Genomic DNA, 5,239 nt, shown 5'->3' on the forward strand with positions numbered 1-5,239 from the left:
CTCCGCTCGCCTTGACGGGTATCAATAATGCTCTGTGGTATGTTGCACATTTCAAGCAACTTGAGATTGTAATCAACAACATAGTTGTCACGATCTAAAACAAGAATGCCGTCAGCGGAGGATTCCAGTGTGCCTCTGGTAACCGAAAGCAGTTCTTGAAGTGAGCTTGTGCGTTCTTTAACCTGCTGTTCCAGTCTTTTCGTATAGTTACGTCTTTCTTGTAGGAGCTGCCATTTTTTGGTCAGCGAATAAGCTAATTGACGTACTGAAATGTTATCAAACGGTTTTTTTAATATGAGCAGGTTATCTTTTTTCCCTAATTGTTCTACAGTTTCTTCCCAGGAATAATCGGAGTATGCGGTACAAATGACCATTTGTATTTCCGGATCTATTTTCCAGATGTGCTTGATTGTTTCAATCCCATCCCATCCTGGAGGCATGCGAATGTCTACAAATGCCAGCGCATAAGGATTGCCGTCTTTAAATGCTTTTTTAATGAGCTTAACGCCTTCTTGGCCTTGTAACGCGGTGTCGATTTGAAAATGGGGTAATATATTTTTATTTTTTTGGGGAATGTCACCAAATAATTTTTTTCAATATCAGATTGTTTATTTACTTCAGTAAACGATAATGTTTTGATAAAGTCTTTATGAATGGCCTTGTTGTCATCAATTACGATGATTTTAAGAGGTTCCATGTTCGTCATGATTTATCCTTCATTTGTCTAACCCCCTCTTTATCAATAGGCAATGTCAGGATAAATAGAGCTCCATTACCAAAGCCATCACTTTCAACCTCAAGCGTTCCGCCTAATTGTTTCGCAATAAGAGCGCTATTATGTAAGCCAAATCCATGGCCATTTTGCTTCGTGGTAAAGCCAAAGGTAAAGATTTTGGATAAGTTTTCAGGCAAAATACCTATACCATTGTCCTTGATACGCAGCTCGACTTCATTTAAATTTTTTTTTCGTGCAATACTAATATTAATTTTTCTAGGCATGTCTTCTTTTAATTCCATGACTGATTCTTTAGCATTTTTCAATAAATTAACAAATATCTGCATCAGGTTTGTTTTATTGGTCATGATAGAAGATGTGTATCGATAGTCTTTATTTAGGGTGATGTTCTTTGTAAGCATAGAGTCTGTCCTCATCACAGTATGAATTGATGAATCCATTACTTCAGCTAAAGATACAGGTTCACTCACGGATTTTGGGCCAGTTAGCTCATCCTCGGCACTTAATATGTCTTTAATTAGATGATAATGCTGCTGTAAATCATTCACTTCATTATCCAGTATCAATTTATTCCGTTGTATTTCTGCAAATAAAAGCATTAAATAGTCTGGTATTAATTTTCCTTGTTCATCATTTTGAAAATATTCAATTAAATTAGATTGATGTTTTTTTAACATATCCGTGAGTAATCCAATTTTCTGATATATAGAATTACTCATACTTTCTTTTATTATCCCAACAGAAACACCTACACTATTCAGAACATTCCCAACATTATGTATTACAGAAACTGCAACCTCCGCCATACCTGCTTGATGAGCCATACTCATTAAATTAGCATTTAAAACAGTGATTTTTTCTTGTGAACTCATATTGATCAATGCTTGAGTAATCAATGTAGAGTACCGCTTAATTAAATCAGCATGTGAACGATTAAAAAAATTACTTCGAGAATCACAGCAGATCAATAGCGTTTCTTTCTCATTAAAATCTAATCCGATATGAATGACCGATTTTATTCGATTCCTCAAATGTTCTGATTGCGACTGCCATTCGGGTATGGCTTTCGTATCAAACGAAATAGATAGATCGCCTTTTAGCACCCGATTCAAAAATACTTGTGGCTCCAATTGCATATCATAAAAAAAGTCTGATGTTGCTGCCTGTGTTCTTAAGATACGACGTACATCAGCATTCATAACGATGATGTCTTCACATCCAACGATATCCCGCAAAACAGAGATAATGTCTACTAGAATATTTTTTTCATTAAATCGTTCAACCAAAATCTTTAATCCTTTTAAAAGATTCTCAGATTCTTGATTAATTTTATTAGAAATAACCCGCTCATTTTCTAATTCAATGAGTGCTTCATAGAGTTCTTCAGTATTTAATAGAGACCTGTCCATGGTGTCATCCAAAAATAATTGCAGAAATCATTAAATTACCATGACGATTTTCTCCACCGTATAAGCACCCTTGTTCTCCAAAACTAAACATGCCAAAAAATGGTTCAGTAGGCAATTCAGAATACACATTGTCGATAACATCCTGGATTTCATCTTGAATCGCTAAAAAGCATCCAGCACAATAAACAATAAATGCCCCTTTAGGTTTTTGATCACCATTGTGTGAATAATTTTCCTTTGCTAAATGGATGACGCGTTTTATCCTGGTTTTAAGACTCTCTTTTGTTCCTGTCATGAATACAACCCTATCATTCTCCTGAATACTAGAAAAAAAATTCATGGACCCATCTGTAAAAATTTCACTGGGATGAGATAAGTTATAGTAAGGTATAGTACCAATCTTACCCACCTCATGACCCAACGGATGAAACGTAGAGAGGGCAAGAATATTTGAATCAGTCCCTAAGACACTTTGAATCAGTCCTCCAGACCATTGGTTATATATTTCAGCCGCTGGTTTATTATCAATAGTATTGATAATGCGTCCCGTTGTTTTGGTTACAATACCCGTCTGTTTCGTTGGGATATATCCATTATGGAATGCGTATCCGATTGCTTGAGAAGCATAAATTACGGCAACGGCTATGCCATTTTGATAGATATCCTCACCACAAAATTGTTGCCACAATCCTGATATTGTATTATCTGCAGACGTTCCACCAAAAATCGGCACATTTACACCGACTACACTCATAATGCCATTGATTAAGTCTTCTTCATGTCCGGGGGCGCTAGTAAGTAATATCATGGTTGGCAATTCGCCAAGTCGTCCCGCATTGTTTAATGCCTTTTTTATGACTTCTTGCCCATCGCTTAAAGGATGATCACTCAATGACAAAGCCGCAATCCCAAAACAACCCTTATCATCCTTGAGGCCTAATAAACCCAGGGCTCGGTTGTTCTCACTGCAATATCCTCTTTCTGTAAATAAGCCTATGCAACTGGTACCCCCGATAAGTTTAGTATTATCCATAAGCGCATTCAGTTCATGCATGATTATTTTGTTGTTATAAGTAGCTGTTGAAAGAACAAATAAGAATGAGGGGATACCCATCTTTTCAGTGAGTTGATTGTAGGCTTCTCGTACCGCCTCGGCTTCATTTAATTTTTTTGAGCAACCTGTTGCTATGTCCATATTCTATGAGTTCACCCATATGTAACATTCATCTATATATTCAATATCCCTTATCATCAGTATAGTTCGCTGATTTATTGCATACAAGTAATGACTTTCAGTCACCGTGAGTTAACCTAGCTAACTAGCATAAAATTTTTTTATCATTATACTAAATGCGTTTTATTGTCCTTTTTATGAAGGCATTAAATTTCATTGGATATTAGGGGCCATATATGTCAACAGACCTTATAACAAAAGGAACTGTATTAATGATTAGAAAATCAGCTTTTTGTCTTGCTTTGATAATTGGGGTAATGAGCTCATCTGTCTTTGCCAAAGAAGAAGGAACTTATTCTGCAAAAAGGAAAAACGGGTGTCTTGAAAAGATAGATGAGTATGTTTATGAAAGTTACCTCCACTTGAGCTACTGTAAATTGCATAATCGTGATATCCCACAAATTCTTACTTACCTTGATGAACATCCACAAATCACGAAACTATGGCTTGCAAATAATGATATTAATGATTTAGGGGTAGAATTATTAGCTGCTAATACGCAGCTCCAGGAGCTCGATCTTAGCTACAATCACATTAGCGCAATTGGCGCCGAGGCTTTAGCACAAAGTTCCTCTTTAGTCAGCCTTTCACTCAATCATAATTACATTGGTTCACTTGGGGCAGCTGCCTTGGCAAAAAGTACTTTATTAACGGAGCTCCAACTTAATGATAATCGGATTGGTTTGTTTGGCGCGGAAGCCTTAGCAAAGAATACTACGCTAGATTTACTTTATCTTGATGACAACCAAGTTGGTATGCGCGCTGCTAAAGCTTTAGCAAAAAACACGACATTGACCATGCTTTCGCTGCAAAACAATTTAATTGGTCGCGAGGGGGCACAGGCCTTAATTCAAAATGGAACATTAAAATATTTAGGTTTGGCAAACAATCATCTTTATAACGATGCGCTTGCGTCGATCGATAAAAACGAATCGTTAATTAGTCTTGATCTTTATGGTAACAAAATAGACAGTGATGGGGCTAAGCTTATTGCCAAAATGCCTAATTTGAGTCTTTTGTACCTTGATCATAATCCGATAAGAAATGAAGGCTTAAATGCTTTAGCACAAACAAGTAATCTTTTCTTTCTTTCAGTAGGTAATTGTGGTCTGGATGAGGAGAGTGCTCAAGCTTTATCTGTAAGTAGTACAATCAAGTATTTGTCTGTTGATAATAATTTCCTTGGTGATGCTGGAGCTATTGCCTTGGCAAAAATGAATTCTCTATGGTTTCTTGATCTTTCGAATAACACTATTGGTGATGAGGGTGCAAGTGCTTTGGTAAATATACCCGCGGAGTACCTTTTCCTTAGTAATAATCATATTGGTGATGTAGGGGCATTGACTCTGGCTACAATGAGGACGTTAAAACATTTGGATGTTAGTTACAATCAAATCAGCTCCATCGGCATTAAAGCGTTACTCAGTAACACACAGATGAAGGTAAGGACTGATGGTAATCTTGATGATGCAAGTATCCTTTCTCATCGAAATAAGGCCAAAAATGCAATGAATTCCTTGAATTTATTATGTAAGCAGGAAGCTTACACTAAAGCGTGTTTGTTGTTCTTAAAAAAACAATTAGCAAAGTAAACGACGAAAGGTAGCCTGTGTTCAGGCTACTTAAAATAACATTTCTAGGGCATAAATTTTTAGGGGGGAGTATTATTACTTTGATTCGTTTCTGGGAATTCTTTAGAACGTTTTCGCGGCATCTTGGGTGAGTTCTCAAGGAAAAAATTACGAAGATGTGATTTTCTTGTTGATTCTTCAGGAGAGCTGTAAGGAGAACGATGAGGTGAATTAGTGGGCGAGTTATTGGCGGATGTTTTTTGGCTTGAGTTGCGTTGGGGATTTTAAC

The 5,239-nt window shown here is 36.7% G+C and carries 5 protein-coding genes; 1 reads left to right on the forward strand and 4 read right to left on the reverse strand.

Annotated elements, in window-relative coordinates:
- From LDG_RS18275 to LDG_RS01565, 4 genes are all read right to left on the reverse strand, one after another.
- On the reverse strand, positions 1–554 hold a 554-nt coding region (locus LDG_RS18275), incomplete at its 3' end, for a response regulator (protein WP_324602954.1).
- Positions 449–706, reverse strand: coding sequence for a hypothetical protein (locus LDG_RS19985; RefSeq protein ID WP_006869333.1), 258 nt, complete (start codon positions 704–706; stop codon positions 449–451). The genes LDG_RS19985 and LDG_RS18275, both read right to left, overlap by 106 nt.
- Complete coding sequence (locus LDG_RS18285) at positions 703–2,145, reverse strand: sensor histidine kinase (RefSeq protein WP_006869334.1); 1,443 nt, start codon at positions 2,143–2,145, stop codon at positions 703–705. The genes LDG_RS19985 and LDG_RS18285 overlap by 4 nt, the downstream gene beginning before the upstream one ends.
- A 4-nt stretch (positions 2,146–2,149) precedes the next feature.
- Complete coding sequence (locus LDG_RS01565; RefSeq protein WP_006869335.1) at positions 2,150–3,340, reverse strand: FIST signal transduction protein; 1,191 nt, start codon at positions 3,338–3,340, stop codon at positions 2,150–2,152.
- Between the two features lie 215 nt (positions 3,341–3,555).
- Here LDG_RS01565 and LDG_RS01570 point away from each other — a divergent pair, with 215 nt between their 5' ends.
- Positions 3,556–4,971 carry a leucine-rich repeat domain-containing protein gene (locus LDG_RS01570; RefSeq protein ID WP_083821354.1) on the forward strand — a complete coding sequence of 472 codons (1,416 nt, stop codon included), beginning with the start codon at positions 3,556–3,558 and terminating at the stop codon, positions 4,969–4,971.
- Positions 4,972–5,239 lie beyond the last annotated feature (268 nt).

This window comes from Legionella drancourtii LLAP12 (assembly GCF_000162755.2).
GTDB lineage: Bacteria > Pseudomonadota > Gammaproteobacteria > Legionellales > Legionellaceae > Legionella > Legionella drancourtii.

What these genes read in the sequence shown, in the direction of transcription:
- LDG_RS19985 (WP_006869333.1), bottom strand. Translation starts at nt 706, where the DNA reads ATGACGAACATGGAACCTCTTAAAATCATCGTAATTGATGACAACAAG.
- LDG_RS18285 (WP_006869334.1), bottom strand. Translation starts at nt 2,145, where the DNA reads ATGGACAGGTCTCTATTAAATACTGAAGAACTCTATGAAGCACTCATT.
- LDG_RS01565 (WP_006869335.1), bottom strand. Translation starts at nt 3,340, where the DNA reads ATGGACATAGCAACAGGTTGCTCAAAAAAATTAAATGAAGCCGAGGCG.
- LDG_RS01570 (WP_083821354.1), top strand. Translation starts at nt 3,556, where the DNA reads ATGTCAACAGACCTTATAACAAAAGGAACTGTATTAATGATTAGAAAA.